The organism is Gordonia sp. NPDC127522 (assembly GCF_042672305.1).
Classification (GTDB): domain Bacteria; phylum Actinomycetota; class Actinomycetes; order Mycobacteriales; family Mycobacteriaceae; genus Gordonia; species Gordonia hongkongensis.
In genome coordinates this window covers 123,545-137,583 of the sequence record NZ_JBHXVK010000009.1, presented here as the reverse complement: position 1 = coordinate 137,583, position 14,039 = coordinate 123,545, and the positions used below count along the sequence as shown (strand labels likewise).

At 64.6% G+C, this 14,039-nt stretch carries 10 protein-coding genes; 7 read left to right on the top strand and 3 right to left on the bottom strand.

What is annotated here, in order from left to right; genetic code table 11:
• Nucleotides 1-143 precede the first annotated feature (143 nt).
• Nucleotides 144-1,850 (top strand): TerD family protein, encoded by a 1,707-nt coding sequence (locus ACFVHY_RS15980; RefSeq protein WP_390273539.1) that lies wholly within the window; start codon nt 144-146, stop codon nt 1,848-1,850.
• Between the two features lie 189 nt (nt 1,851-2,039).
• Here the strand turns inward: ACFVHY_RS15980 and ACFVHY_RS15975 are convergent, their stop codons facing one another.
• A complete protein-coding gene (locus tag ACFVHY_RS15975; protein ID WP_259936511.1) occupies nt 2,040-2,696 on the bottom strand; it encodes a DUF3558 domain-containing protein in 657 nt (218 codons plus the stop codon).
• 727 nt (nt 2,697-3,423) lie between these two features.
• On the opposite strand from ACFVHY_RS15975, the gene ACFVHY_RS15970 reads away from it, so the two are divergent.
• From ACFVHY_RS15970 to ACFVHY_RS15950, 5 genes are all read left to right on the top strand, one after another.
• Complete coding sequence (locus tag ACFVHY_RS15970; protein WP_390273536.1) at nt 3,424-3,816, top strand: SseB family protein; 393 nt, start codon at nt 3,424-3,426, stop codon at nt 3,814-3,816.
• Nucleotides 3,813-4,457, top strand: coding sequence for a hypothetical protein (locus ACFVHY_RS15965; protein ID WP_390273533.1), 645 nt, complete (start codon nt 3,813-3,815; stop codon nt 4,455-4,457). The genes ACFVHY_RS15970 and ACFVHY_RS15965 overlap by 4 nt, the downstream gene beginning before the upstream one ends.
• Nucleotides 4,458-10,949 (top strand): putative T7SS-secreted protein, encoded by a 6,492-nt coding sequence (locus ACFVHY_RS15960; protein WP_390273530.1) that lies wholly within the window; start codon nt 4,458-4,460, stop codon nt 10,947-10,949.
• 29 nt (nt 10,950-10,978) lie between these two features.
• Nucleotides 10,979-11,395, top strand: a complete 417-nt coding sequence (locus ACFVHY_RS15955) for a hypothetical protein (RefSeq protein WP_390273527.1) — start codon at nt 10,979-10,981, stop codon at nt 11,393-11,395.
• 90 nt (nt 11,396-11,485) lie between these two features.
• Nucleotides 11,486-11,998 carry a hypothetical protein gene (locus ACFVHY_RS15950; protein ID WP_390273525.1) on the top strand — a complete coding sequence of 171 codons (513 nt, stop codon included), beginning with the start codon at nt 11,486-11,488 and terminating at the stop codon, nt 11,996-11,998.
• Nucleotides 11,999-12,086: 88 nt separating this feature from the next.
• Here ACFVHY_RS15950 and ACFVHY_RS15945 read toward each other — a convergent pair whose 3' ends face one another.
• Nucleotides 12,087-12,842, bottom strand: a complete 756-nt coding sequence (locus ACFVHY_RS15945; RefSeq protein ID WP_390273523.1) for a M23 family metallopeptidase — start codon at nt 12,840-12,842, stop codon at nt 12,087-12,089.
• A gap of 167 nt (nt 12,843-13,009) precedes the next feature.
• Between ACFVHY_RS15945 and ACFVHY_RS15940 the strand changes: the two genes are divergently transcribed.
• A complete protein-coding gene (locus ACFVHY_RS15940) occupies nt 13,010-13,294 on the top strand; it encodes a hypothetical protein (protein ID WP_390273521.1) in 285 nt (94 codons plus the stop codon).
• Nucleotides 13,295-13,300: 6 nt separating this feature from the next.
• On the opposite strand, the gene ACFVHY_RS15935 is transcribed toward ACFVHY_RS15940, so the two are convergent.
• Nucleotides 13,301-13,906 (bottom strand): TetR/AcrR family transcriptional regulator, encoded by a 606-nt coding sequence (locus ACFVHY_RS15935; protein WP_390273519.1) that lies wholly within the window; start codon nt 13,904-13,906, stop codon nt 13,301-13,303.
• Nucleotides 13,907-14,039 lie beyond the last annotated feature (133 nt).

Sequence of the window (14,039 nt, the reverse complement as noted above, 5' to 3'; positions counted from 1 at the left end):
GTCCGCTGGCCGAGGATCCGCCTGCCGGATGCACCAGTCGAGCTGTCGAATGCGGGGTTGCTGTGTCATCTGTAGGGCGAGGTTGGACGCTTGTCGACGTCGAGACGTCCGGATTGAGTTCGCGTCAGCACCGTGTACTCAGTTTGGCCGCGATCGCGTTGGACGCAAACGGACACGTTGTCGGCGAGTACTCGTCGTTGTTCAACCCCGGGTGCGATCCGGGTCCCGTTCACATCCATCGCCTTACGCGCGAGCGTCTCAACGGTTCGCCGACCTTTGACTCTGCAGTGGAGCACCTACGTGAACTGCTCGAAGGTCGGACGCTGGTTGCGCACAACGCGGTCTTCGACCACGGCTTCCTCGTCGAGGAGGCGCGACGAGCAGGGGTTACTCTCCCGATCACTCATCGTTTGTGCACCATCACCTTGACGCGGCGGCTCCAATTGGACGTCCCCAACGCCAAACTCTCGACACTTGCTCAACACTGGTCGGTCCCACAACGAGCCGCCCACGACGCCGGCGATGACGTGCGAACCTTGCTGGAGGTGTTTCGACGGAGTACCGGTCTTGCAAGCACTTTGGGAATGCCACTGCCCGTCGTCGCGTGCGGTGCTGCGACTCGCGCGTATCCAGACAAGGTCACCAGAGTGCCTTGCCCGTGGACCGACCCCGGCCGTTATGACTCGGCTGTGGGACTGATCCAGGGCACCAAAGTCGTGATCACAGGACCGACGCATGCGCCTCGCCTCGAGCTGGCTCGTCGTCTGGCCGATGCAGGATTGGACGTGATGAACGCGGTGAGCGGCAAGACGGGGTTGCTAGTCGCCAATCCCGGGGCACCGGACAGCCGCAAGTTGCAGCGCGCCCAAGAACTGGGAATCCCATTGGTTGATGAAGCGACTGCGCTCTCGTTGTCCGAGCGCGTCGTGCCCGGCACACTGAAATCGGTTCCGGTGATAGAGGTCATTCCTTCGCCGCCCCGGACTCGCGGGACACCCCCGCGACGGGCGTCGAGTTCACTGCCGTGGTCCGGTCGACGGGTTCTCGTGCTGGGAGGACACCACAGCGACGCGACGGCGGTGCGGGCACGCCTTGTCCAGCTTGGTGCTGTGCCCGCCATCAACTTGACGGCTGCAGTCACGCACGTTCTTGTTTTGACTGGGGGAGAAGCCGACGGTCGCTTCTCGAAAGCGCGGGATCGGGGTCTCCCGGTCCTTGAGGCCCATCATGTCTCGAGTGTCGCTGTTACCAGCGACCCAGCAATAGCTGAACCGCAGGGCGTCGATGACGGCTGCCCGGAAGCGAGTTCCGCGCCGACTTCGTTGTCCGCTGGCGCCGTCGTCGACATTCCGCAGGGGTTGGATGGATTCACAGTCAACGTCGCGTGGACGTCTACGCACGGCAACTCGTCCCGCGGCCCCGAAGTCGACGTCGTCGCATTCGAGTTGGCGGGTGACGGGAGAGTCCCGTCAGACGATGAGTTCGTCTTCTACAACCAACCGGCCAGTCCAGATGGTGTCGCACGACTGTCGATCGACGGTGACCGCGAGCAAGGCCTGAGCATCGACCTCGCCGCGGCTTCAGACGAGATCGAGAAGATCACGATCGGAGCCGCAATCGACGGTGACGCAACCTTCGGGGATGTCGGCGCTATTTCTGTAACGGTTGACGCGGCCGAATTCACCTTCGCAACAGCAGTTTTAGACGCCGCGACGACTGAACGGTCAATGATCATCGCGGAGATCTATCGACGTCACGGCCTCTGGCGCCTTCGCGCAGTCGGCCAGGGCTACGACGACGGCCTCGCCGAGTTCGCAGTTCGGCATGGGGTGGAGGTCGAGGAGGATTGACAGACTCGATCCCGTACAGGTCGAGAAGGACGTTCGAGCGCCGATCCCCACGCCTCGCTGGCGCAGTGGAAGGAAGCGGTGATGCCCGCCGACCCAAAGCGATGATCGTGCGCGCGGCGCTCGAAGGCTCCCTTCAAGCATCCCGGCTTACCGTTGCCCGTTAGGGCGAATGACTCGGTGTGCCGAGGGTTAAACCGGTATCTCGGAAATAGTCGCGCGCAGGAAGTCCGTGGCTTCACGGCATACCGCTTCAGTTGCGGGACGGCGGAATCCCAATCTCGTCACCGAGGTAATGACTACGGCAGTACCGGACTGGACGTAGACGGTACATTCTCCCGCCATCATCGATTCGACGAGGACACGCCGCCCTTCGACCTCGATGTCGGGAAACCACGTGGTCCCCGCCCGATTCAGAGTTTTGTGCCCAGTGAGACCCTCGTTTGGACGCAAGATATTCGCGACAAATTGCGCAATCGACGAACGTCCATCCTCAATTAAAGTCCAATCACATCCCCGAACAGTCTGAAAGTCAGAAGCCGCGGCATCGCGCACTGACGATGGGTCCAATCCGAACTGCCGGACCACATCTACGGAGACTTCAGTGCACGGTTCGTAGGGGGAACCGTTGTTGTTGATGTTCCACCGATTTCTGAATTCAGTGACGAAGGGGAGGTTACGTCCCGATCCGTCGGTTTGTCGGATGCTCGGGGCCGAAGAAGAAGTAGCAGTCGGTCCCGGAGTCCCCGCTACCGGACCACCGTTCACCGTCGTACAGCTTGTGCATGCGAGCACCAGTGCGATCGCACTCGCCGATGCCCATTTTCTGCGCGCTCTGAAACTAGACATCAAAAACCTGCGGCACCCTCGGTGTCTGCGGATTCGATCTCTGACGCAGCCAACCTGCATTGCGAGGCCAGACGGTTGGCCCTATCCGACCGAGACGAGATCTCGTCCGATAGCGAGGATATCGCGCGACGCAACCCCTCGTAGACTCCGAGCCCTTCCACGCAGTCGCCGAAGTAGTTTCCCTTCACCGCCCTGTTTAAGGTCAGTAGTGCAGTATCTAGCTCTGCCACAGCATCAGCCGCAACTGCCGCCCGTCGCTCCCACTGCGCTCTTTCCGAACGTAGGCGCGTGAGCTCACCGTGTGGGCTAACTGGCATTGGGGGAGCGTCGAATGTCGGCACTGTGCCGTCTGAGAACGGTGATGTCACGAAGCCCCCCTTACGTCCAGGCGCCCACCTGCGCCCGACCCCGCGCAACAGATTAGCTCGCCTGGCGAATTTCGCCAGCCTATCGGACATGTTGTGGACGAGGGCACACGAGCGATCGGATCGAAACACAGCTGGTAGTTCCAATACCCGCGGAGTACGCATTCGGAGAACGGACAGTGGAGTCCGGTCCCCACGCTCACAGGACCGTGGTCCCACGCCGACCGCGGGGCCTCGGCACTGGGATCTTCGATGGTCGTACGGTCAGTTCCCCGCAGACCCTGTGGACACCACCGCGAGAACCCCACCTTCATGATCTAGCATCAACCGGCACACGGTGATGACTGCGGGGGAGTCCGGTGATGACGACATATGTCGATGAGGTGCGGGCGTATTTGTCCGGTTTCGGCGATCCACCTCGGCTCTACGATGCCCTCCGCGATGCCACCCTCGCTGTCCCTCTCGACCTCCACGGACGCCTGTTCACGCTGGTGGAGGCCGGTATCCCCTGGATGCTGGCGTTCACGACGCCGGAACGCCTGCGTGACTTCGCCGAACTCACCGACCGGGACCTGGACGAGATCCGCTACCTCGACGTCCCCGGTCATGCGCTGATCGACCGAGTCCTGGACCAAGCCCCGGAACCCACCGGCCTCGTCGTCGATCCCGCGACACCGTCGACGATGACGTTCCCGCCATCCCGCGAGCTGACACCGCACTGCTACTACGACGACGAGGGCGAGGTAGTCCGATGACCGAAAACTTGCACGTGGAGCCCTCGGCCCTCGACAAGGCCAGTACCGGCATCAACGGCGTGATCGACGGACTCGCCGACACCGGCGTCGGATCGGACTACAGCGCGGCGCTCGGTCGCGGATACGGGGACCTCGACCTCGACGGCCGAACTATCGGACATGCCGACCCGAAGAGCGGACTCGAGGAGTACTGCGACCGCTGGGAGTGGGGTGTTCGCGCTTTGGTCACCGGAGCGGCTGAGCTGTCGAGAGGACTCGGACTCGGGGCCAGCCACTACGAGCGCGAAGAGAAATGGGCGGGCGACCAACTCAAGAACTTCACGATGGACCTGATCGGCGACCCGAGCCTTACCCCGGACGAGATCAAAGGAATGTCGTGGGGCGATCTGTGGGAGCACAACAAGAACGCCATCACCGACCCGCAGTGGTCGCTGACGCCAGAAGAGACGAGGGAGCACCAACAGTTTGCCAAGCAGCTCGTAGGAACGCTGGTTGAGGACCTCGAGACCATCGCAGGTCATTCGGTCGACCCGTCGTCTCGCTTCACCGACGCGATGGACGGCTTCGAGCGCGACGGTTTCACCGCCGACTCGACGGACTCCGGCCCCAAGGGCAGACCACCGGCGCCGGAGTCCAACTGAATGGGTCTCTTCGACCCGCTCGAAGGCGGCAAGGAGTTCCTCGGGGGTCTGGTCGACGACGCGACTGAGCTCCTCGGCGGCGGTTTGCGCGCCGTCGGCCTCGACAGCATCGCCACCAACGTCGAGGACTTTGGTGACGACGTCGCCAACTCGCTGGGTGCCATTCCCGACGAGAAGAATCTTGACGAGACCAAAGACCCCAAGGAGCTGATTCTTGGTGATCCGGCCGCGATCACCTCGCTCGCTGAGAAGTTCACGGGTTTTGCCGGGAACTTCATCACCGCTGGCGAGGGCTTGCGCGCCCTTTCGGTGGGGGACTGGTCGGGTGATGGTGCAACAGAGTTCGGCGCCGCAATCGGGCGCCAGGTTCCACCATGGTTCGCAGCAGGTGATGCCGCCTCCAAAGCTGCTGCAGCACTCACTGGTTGGGCTGGCGTCGTCACCTTCGCTCAACAGAAAGCGGCCGAGGCCGTGCGCATCTGGGAAGAGGGCGAGCGCAAACGGGACGAGTGGGTGGCCAAGGCCAACATCTACAACGACGAACTCGACGACTACAAACACGATCGACGCGACACCCCGCCTACTCATCCGGGACCCGACCCCTGGCCCGGATACAAAGCCGAGGCCGAGCGAGTCCTCAAAGTCGGCCGCGACCATCGCAACTCGTCGGCCCCGGGCGTAAAGGCCGAACTGAGCGACGCCGCGAACATGGCACCGCCGATGCCGTCCGCGTTCGACCAGGCGCGCATGACCGCCAGCGATGTCGGGATCGCCGCGCTCACCGGGTTCAACCACTTCGAGGCAGGTCTCATCGGGTCGGTCACCGAGGTCGTGAAGGGGATCACCATGCTGAGCCCCCAGAACCCGTACAACATCGCCAATCCGCATGAGTATGCGCGCAGAAGTGCGGAAATGGTGGCGGGGATTGTTCACCAAGTAGCCCATCCCGACGAGTTCGTCCGGAACTTCGCAGGATCCGGATGGTCGACGGATCCGTCCCAAGCGTTGGGCAACGTCATCGGCAATACGGTGATGATGATCGCGCCGGGGCCAAAGGGCGGCAACCTGCTGACTGGGTTCACGAAAGTTAGCCGCAACGCACCGACCCCGTCACCGACTCCACACATCAACCCGACACCACGTCACCCAGACGCCCCGCCCGCGTCACCACACCCGACGCCCGCGCCACACGGATCGTCGCCACACACGCCTGGCGCCAGCCCCAGTGCCGACCTGCCTGGACGACAAGGTCCCGACCTCGCTGTCGACCACAACGCGCCTCCCGTCCCCAGAGCCGACGGTCCCGCACCGGACGCTCCAGTTGTCGAGTCACCGGCGCCCGCCGGCTCACCGAATCCGGGCCCCACCCCCGACGCCGGCGCACCATCTCCCAGCGCCGTCGACACTCCGCCCAGCGGGCGAGCGCCCGAACCGCCCGCGCCGCGCCCTGACGCGGCGTCGCCGGATCAGCCCGTCGCCGGCGGACCAGTCGACGGCCCCGGCCAGCACACACCCAGTCCCGAGACCCCGGCTCCCGCTCCGAAACCTGAGCCCGCTCCCTCGCCCGTTTCCGACGGGCCGGGATCTCCCACGCCGGGACCCGCGGACAATCCATCTGGACCACGAAACCTGGGTGACGACGACCCGCCCGGACCTAACCGCGGCGACACCACCACTCCCGCAGCCGCACCCGGTGGCGACCACTCACCCGGCCAGACCACTCCCGGGCACAACGCCGTCGACCGCGACGGCGCACCGAACCCGACGCACAATGAACCGTCGGCGCCCAAGCCCGACGAGTCCGTCGTCGACCGGACCCCAACCCGGCACGACGAGCCGATCGGCGGGCACCCACCCAAAGCCGACGAACCAGCAAGTCCCACAACACCTCACACGCGACCCGACTCAGACGCGTCTGGTCCACGCCCCACGCCGGCCCCGATCCATCCCGACGCGCCGACAAGTCGACCCGACGTCGTCGAGACCCCGACGCGCACGCCCGAACACGCTGACGCCCCTGCAGCCGGACCCGTAGCACCGGTCGCCGGGCACCCTCCGGTGTCGACGCCACACGCCACACCCGATCCCGCGCAATCGAAACCCGCTCCGACGCCGGCTGGTCCCGGCGCCCCGGCGCGTGCGGATGCTCCTACGACACCTCCGCGCGCACCCGATCAGACCCCGGACCGCACGCCGCCTGCGCGCACCACACCGGAATCGATTGCACCGCGCGACCTGGACCGCGGCCGTCCGGTTCCGTCGAACACCCATCACGTGCCCGAACCCGCCGTGCGGAACACGCCGGACACCACACCCAACCCGCCGCGCACCGGACTCGACGACCGTCCGATCCCGCCGACAGTGATTCCCGACCGCCCGTTCACACCAGAACGCCCGTCACCGGCCGGCCCACGTCCGGCAAGCCCCGATGCACCGTCGTCGCCGCGCGACCCCGCCCCAGGTAATCGACCCGACGGCGACAACCCGGACATCGATAACTCCGCCCCGGACAACGACACCGGCGAACCGATCGACCCCGCTCACCCCGAACGCACCGACTCGGGCTCGAGGGAACGTGCCGACACCAGCGAGGGCAACGAGTCGCCTGAGCAGTGCCGCAGCAACGGCGAGCCGGTCAACGTCGCAACCGGCGAGTACTTCCTTCCGCTGACCGACGTCGACCTGCCCGGCGTTCTGCCGCTGCGGCTCACACATCGGCATCGCTCGCGCTACCGGTGGGGTCGATGGCTCGGACCGACGACCCCGTCCACCTTCGACGCCCGCGCCATCGTCTCCGACGACGTGGTGACCGTCGTTGACGCCGACGGCACGATGACCAATTTTCCGAAGCCGCAGGCTGACTCTGTGTCGCGAAGCGTGAACGACACCGACTGGGAACTGCGATCAACGGCGACGGACGGGTACCAGCTGACCCATGTCCGCACGCTTGTCAGCTGGTTCTTCATACCGATCCCGGAACTGGACGGCGTCGACGTCGCGGCCGGGAGCATCGCAGTCTCCGCGATGACCGACCGTCATCACAACCGCATCCGCTTCGTGTTCGACGAGAACGGAAGACCCTCGGCGGTCGAGCATTCCGCCGGCTACCGCGTCGATGTGCAGTGCGACGGTGCTCGGATCCTGGGGTACCGCCTGGTAGCCGGGGTGGACGGCGTTCCGGCCGACCAGCAGTTGTGTACGTTCACCTACCACCGCGGCCATCTCGCGGCGTCGGCTAACGCCGTCGGTGCGACAACGCGTTTCGGCTACGACGAGGCCGGGCGAATGACTTGGTGGCGCGACTCGATCGGGATGGAGTACTGGAACCGGTACGACGACCTGGGTCGTGTGACCATCCAGTCCGGCATGAACGGAGTGTGGTCCGGGCGGTTCGACTACAGGCTGCGGACGGCGGGCCCCGGGTCGATGACGACCTACACCGACGCCGTCGGCGCGACGACGCTGTACGGCATCGATGCAGACAATCGGGTGCGGCAGGAGATCGACGCGCTGGGTCGGATCGCCAGGACCGACTACAACGACAGTCGACAACCTATGGTGCTCACCGGTGCAGATGGACTCTCGACACGACTGCACTACAACGTTTTCGGTGATGTCGAGCGGATCGTCGGACCCGACGGCGCTGCGACGGAAGTGAGTTACGCGGGTCCGGGACGGCCGGATCGGATCGTCGAACCGGGTCCGGTCACCACGCGTATCGCGTACACCGACAGTGGAAGTCCGCTGACGGTGACCGACAATGCCGGCGCGGTCACGTCGTACGCCTACGACGAACACGGTGCGCTGACGTCGCTCACGGATCCCGACGGCGTGATGGTTCGCTACCGCAACAACGCGGCCGGACTCCCCACCGAGATCGTCGACATGCTCGGCAACACGACGCGGATCAGATACGACGCGTTCGGGCGGCCGGTCGAGGTCGTCGACGCCGAGGGCGCCAGAACCACCGTCGGGTACGACGCGATGGGGAATCGGACCAGTCACGTCGCTCCCGATGGTGGACAGTCGCGGTGGGAGTACGACGGCGAGGGCAACTGCGTCGCCTTCGTCGATCCCGTCGGCGCGACCACGCGTTGGGAGTACGGCCACTACGACCTGCCGGTCGCGCGGATCGATGCGGACGGGTCGCGAACCGCGTTCACCTACGACACCGCACGACGGCTCGTCGCGGTCACCAACCCCGACGGTCTGGTGTGGAGCTACTCGTACAACCCGGACGGCTCGCTGCAGTCCGAGATCGACTTCAACAACGCGACAACGACTTACACTTTCGACGCGGGCGGACGGCTCGCTACGCGGACGAACGCGGCCGGGCAGACTGTAGCGTTCGAGTACGACGCAGCCGGTCGTGTTGTCGCTGAACGCAGTTCGGACCCGCTCAACCCCGACTTCGACGGGGAGGTCACCGAGTACAGCTACGACCTCGCCGGGCGGCCGGAGAGTGTCGTCGGCGCGTTCGGACGGTGGCACTCGACGTACACGGCGGCGGGAATGCCGCTATTGACCGGTGTGAACGACGGATCTGCCGACTGGGTCATCGAGTCTGGTTGGACGGGCGCGGGCCGTTCGGCATCGGTGACGACGCCGACCGCAGTGCACACGCGCTACGGGTATGACCCGCGCGGGGTGCTCGACTTCATTTCGACGGCGGGTCGTACCTGTGACATCACCACCGACGCGTCCGGTCGCGAGCAGCGTCGACGCTTCGAGGGCACAGCCATCGATTCGTCGTGGGATCCGGTCGGTCGGCTGGTGGGACGGTCGGTTGCGGCGGTCTCGGCGAACCCGGCGACGCTGAACCTCGGTTCGAGCGGGCCGTCCGGCGGGGGACCGGAACGCACCGTCGCACGAGCCGAGTACACCTACCGCGCCGACGGCATCCTCTCCGCTTCGACGACGACGCTCGCTGATCGTGGCCGGACCGACTACCAGGTCGACGTTCTCGGGCGGATCACCGCTGCGGTCAGTCCGAGTGGCACTGAGCAACTGACCTACGACGCGACCGGCAACATCACCGACTACGGGATCTCGGGTTCGCGTTCAGAGACCAGGCCTCCCGGTGCGCAAGACTCCGGCCAACCCCCGCCACCTGGCCAGCCAGGCGCAAGCCGACCCCCGCTCCCTGACGTGCGAGGCGCTAGTCAATCTCCGTCCCCGGAGGTGCGAGGCGCCGGCCAGCCTCCGTTCCCTGAGGTGCGAGGCGCTAGCCGAGCCTCGAAGGGTCCCCGCTGGCGATACTCCGGCACCCTGCTCGTTGATGACGGCCGGACGTCGTACCGGTACGACCCCGCGGGCCGCCTCACCACGATGAGTCGCAGGCGATTGTCGCGCAAACCTGATGTGTGGCATTACGTCTGGGACGCGCACAATCGGCTACGCAGCGTGACCACTCCCGACGGCACGACTTGGACGTACACCTATGACCACTTGGGACGTCGACTGAGCAAGACCAACACGGCAACCGGGGCAGTCACTCGGTTCCACTGGCACGGCGAGCAGCTGGTTGAGCAGACAGAGTCAGTGCCGGATGCATCGGACGCCGGAACCAACGCGGGCCTCACGGCGACTACCTGGACGTTCGCGCCCTACGCGTACACACCTCTGGCGCAGACACGCAGTACAGAAACGATAATGGCGTCGGACAGTGCTGACGAAAGGAACAGCGCACCCGACGCGGACGTGAGCCTCAACCTCGGGTCACCTACGTTCGCGCCGTCCAGGCCGGTCGAGTGGACCCAAACTGAAGTCGATCGAGAGTTCTTCGCGATCATCACTGATCAGGTCGCGACACCAACAACACTCGTCGACCCGCACACCGGCGAAGTCGCCGGGCATGCGGCAAGAACGTTATACGGCGAGGGCACGTGGGTGGGCTCGTCGACGCCGTGGGCGTTTCCCGGTCAGTACGCGGACTCCGAGAGCGGGCTGTACTACAACCGTTACCGGTACTACCAACCGGGGACCGGAAGGTATCTGAGTCCAGACCCGCTGGGGCTGGCGCCCGCGCCGAACCCGCACACCTATCCCGCCGACCCGACCGCCACTATCGACCCACTCGGCCTCACCCCGTGCTCTGGCGATGAAACGGTCAAGAGATACGGTCCTCACGTAGATGGGCCCCTGGAAAAGTGGTTGGCCGAAACATTCCGAGGTGGCAGCTATACAGAAAGAGTGTCGACGAGTCCGATGACGTTGTACAGGACGTACACAGAAGGCGGACGTCCTCTTGGTCAGTTCTGGACTCGGACTGAACCGAGCGGACCTTTGCAGGCTCGTATCGATAGCGCACTGAACCCGGAGTGGATGAATCAAGCCACAGCTGTGACCAGGATTGAAGTTCCGGCTGGCACGAAGTACTTCGAGGGAGCTGTCGCGCCTCAGGAAATCTATTCAGGTGGCGTGCTTCTCGGCGGTGGAAATCAGATAGTCTTCACGCCGGGCATGATGATTCCCAATTCTTGGATTCGTTAGACCGATCTCATAGTCAGAGAGGTGCAGTCTTGGGCAAGAATCAATGTCAGCTAGCAATCGACGCACTGACTCAGTTCTTCAACACGTACTCGACGTCAACGCCGATTTACATGGAACTGTCAGACGTCCCACGAGGAAGGGCGCTCGACTCGTACATAGAACTTGTTTCAGTCGACACGCTCCCTGAGAACCGTATCCACGCGGATCTCGGGTATGGCTGGAAGTTTACGGTCAAGCCCACCGAGACGACCCTGGACAGCGATCTGTTCACCCTCACCATTGAGGGAGAGGAACTGGACTTCGAGACGACGAGCGTTCTCCGACGGTATCACCAAGGGTGGGTGCGCTTTTTTGTCATTCCCAATACCGACTTCTCCAACAAAGCGAAGGCGATCAATGGTGCGAAACTGCGAGAAGTCGCTCGTAGAATCAATGCGTCGAATTGATAACATTCGCGAACTAAGATCAACGAGTCACGCCGTTGACCCCAAGCGTGGACTCCGTTGAGGTTCCTAGGATTGAGGCAAATCACTGCAGTGGCGACTCTTGCAATATGCCTCATCGGAATCACCGGCGGATGCGAAGGTTCGATCCGCGCCGAGAAGCCGTCTTTAGAGATGCCCGTCGACGTGGCCTGGAGAACGGTCAACCAGAACCTCAACGAACTTGTGCCTGTATGGCAGGTCGCACTTCCTTTTCCCGAGCAGCCGATGACGCATCCGGAAAAGCATCACGGATGCAGCACCGGGAAGAATTCGCTCGCCGACGGGCCGCCGTGGAGTGTTCGGTCGGAGACTAACGTCGATTACAACGAACCGACGACACGCTCACAGGTCGATCGCGGCTTCTCCGTACTTGAGTCGCGCGGGTACAAGCCTGTTGAGATTGCGCAAAAGGACTCGGCGGACGAACGGAAGGTCACGAACGACGAGGGATTCTCCGTCGTCCTCACTCGTTCAATCGTTTCGTATGGTCCGCCGTGGACAGTAACGTCCCTGTCGCCTTGCATCACGTTTCCCGGCGACGAACAATATTCTCAGTCCAGCTGACGTCCAGGCACACGGAACCGGCGACGCTCAGATCCCCGCTTGGCCTCTCGTCGCGGGACCGACGTCATAGAACGAGAGCGACCATCCGTCACGGATGAACGCCACGCTTGTTGAGCCAGGCCTGGGGGTTGATCTTGGTGCCGTTGGCATCCCAGACCTCATAGTGCAGGTGGGGACCGGTGGATTGACCGCGGTTGCCGACGGTCGCGATCTTCTGACCGGCGCGCACATGCTGGCCGGGGTGGACGAAGCTTTCGTTGACATGTCCGAAGACGCCGACGGTGCCGTCGTCCTGCTTCACGCGGACCCACTGGCCGAAGCCCGAAGCCGGACCGGACTCGAGGACGACGCCGTCGGTCACGGCGTAGATGGGCGTTCCGATCTTGTTCGCGATGTCGACTCCGTTGTGGTGGGTGCCCCAGCGCGGGCCGTAGCCCGAGGTCACGGTGCCGCTGACCGGCTTCACTGCCTTCTTGATACCAGGGAGGTCGGAGCTGCCCGGGCCGAACACTGACGGCGGCAGGACGTCGCGAGCGAGGTCGTCGAGCTCAGGCGGCAGGACCACGCCGGCCGGCAGCTTCACGTTCTCGGGGAGCGCGATCTTCGGCGCAGGCGGGGGAGCGGGCTGCGCCGCTGCCTGCGCGGCGGCGCCGGCACTCAGGCCGACCGCGCCGACGAACGCGGCGAACGCGCCCGTTCGCAGGGCCGTGCGGGCGGTGGAGTGCGACGTGGCACGATGGCGGCCAGGGCGACGCGTGCGCGACGTCGAGTCGAGCAGGGCGCGGGTGGCGGGGCGCGTCGAAGAGTTGGCGTTCAGTCGGTGAAGAGGCAAAGCGTTGTCCATCTCAGATTGGGTAACAGTTCGGTATCGGCAAGGACACGGCGAAGTTACCTTCCCCGACATAAGCAGACACTGAGAGTCAGCCCGAAGCGCCAACGAAGCCGCAGGTGAGACCCCAAACGAGATCCCGGTCACACAGGGCGGCGAAACGGCGTGGCACCGTGGAATCCATGCCCGAGCCCGAACGCACGCCCGACGGCCACCACATCATCGTGAACGGCCGCAAGTGGCGGGCAACGGATCCGCTGATCCCCGACGAACGGCGGTCCGAATTGCAGTCGATCCTCATGGCGTGGCGTCGGGACGTGAAGCGAACCAAGGGCGCACCCGAGTCTCGCCAGGGCGTCCAGGCGGCGAAGGTCGCGCTGGGAGAGCGCGGGACCCCGTGGTGGGAGCAGACCGAGGACGAGCGCCGGGAGCGGTGGGAGGCCGACGTGGCGCGGCCCGACGACTGACCAGCCCTACCGCGGCAGCAGCGACTCCGCGGCGTACCGGCCGGCGCGTTCGAAGCTCTCGCTCACCTCGAAGCCGGGGTCGATCTGCCAGTACCGCATGCTCGACACGTAGATCGCCGCGACCATCTGGGCGAGGAACTCCGGCGGATGATCGGTTCGCACATCCTGCTGTTCGACGCCGCGCTCGATGAGCCGCAGCACCTCCGACGTGAACACGTGGCTGCGTTCACCGAGCGTCCCCGACATCGACGAAATCCGTTCGATCTCGCTCGTCACCGTCCGCATGTAGTCCGGGTCGGCGACCGACGACCGTGCGAAATCGACGAACACACCCACCACGCGCTCGTACGTACTCAGCGGCTTGTCGAGCATCGCGTCGACGACGTGCGAGAACGTCCCCATCAGCTGGGCGTACAGATCGGTGAGCAGGTCGTCCTTGCTCGGGAAGTAGTTGAAGAACGTCGCCCGCGACACCTCGGCGCGCTCGGCGATCGACTCGACGGTCGCGGCGCTCCCCTCGGAGGCGAGCAGTTCACGCGCAGCGATCAGCAGGCGTTCGCGCGTCTGCTTCTTGTTGCGTTCCCGCCGGCCCATGGCCGGAGCTTCGGTCACAGTGGTGCCTTCCGTGTGCGCGGGGCGACCCCGACCGACCAATTCTTGCATTCCGCCCCCAAAGGTTGGATGGGCGTCTAACTTTTTGCTCTGAGTCCAGTGTGAGGTCGTCGATCCATGAGACGACCTCACG

Coding starts and splice junctions, on each gene's coding strand:
- ACFVHY_RS15965 (WP_390273533.1), top strand. CDS start 3,813: ATGACCGAAAACTTGCACGTGGAGCCCTCGGCCCTCGACAAGGCCAGT.
- ACFVHY_RS15970 (WP_390273536.1), top strand. CDS start 3,424: ATGACGACATATGTCGATGAGGTGCGGGCGTATTTGTCCGGTTTCGGC.
- ACFVHY_RS15940 (WP_390273521.1), top strand. CDS start 13,010: ATGCCCGAGCCCGAACGCACGCCCGACGGCCACCACATCATCGTGAAC.
- ACFVHY_RS15945 (WP_390273523.1), bottom strand. CDS start 12,842: ATGGACAACGCTTTGCCTCTTCACCGACTGAACGCCAACTCTTCGACG.
- ACFVHY_RS15975 (WP_259936511.1), bottom strand. CDS start 2,696: ATGTCTAGTTTCAGAGCGCGCAGAAAATGGGCATCGGCGAGTGCGATC.
- ACFVHY_RS15960 (WP_390273530.1), top strand. CDS start 4,458: ATGGGTCTCTTCGACCCGCTCGAAGGCGGCAAGGAGTTCCTCGGGGGT.